The organism is Chryseobacterium sp. SIMBA_028, from assembly GCF_046535285.1.
GTDB lineage: Bacteria > Bacteroidota > Bacteroidia > Flavobacteriales > Weeksellaceae > Chryseobacterium.
Window position 1 is genome coordinate 1 of record NZ_JAWRWZ010000093.1, and the last position, 355, is coordinate 355.

Genomic DNA, 355 nt, shown 5'->3' on the forward strand with positions numbered 1-355 from the left:
AGGATGATATAGAATAATTTCATTCGTTTTACGTTTATGCAAAAATACGTCAAATTTATCTTTTTTAAACGTTTGGCAGAGAACGCCAATAGTTTTATATTTGTAGCATGTCAGAAATCATTATTCTCTTTCTTGGAGCCATTTCGGCAGGGCTTTTAGGTTCGCTTACTGGTTTAGGAGGAGGAGTTATCATCATCCCTTTATTAACGCTGGGTTTCGGCGTTCCTATGCATTACGCAATCGGTGCTTCATTAATATCTGTGATCGGAACTTCTTCCGGTGCGGCCGTTGCTTTCGTTAAAGAAGGCTTCACCAATATGAGGATCGGAATGTTTTTGGAGATCGGAACAACAGC

At 39.7% G+C, this 355-nt stretch carries 1 protein-coding gene; it reads left to right on the plus strand.

Translation table 11 applies throughout. The annotated features are described in order from the left end of the window. Window positions 1–107: 107 nt before the first annotated feature. Window positions 108–355 (plus strand): TSUP family transporter (locus SCA31_RS22685; protein ID WP_410699307.1); only part of this gene is annotated, 248 nt, incomplete at its 3' end.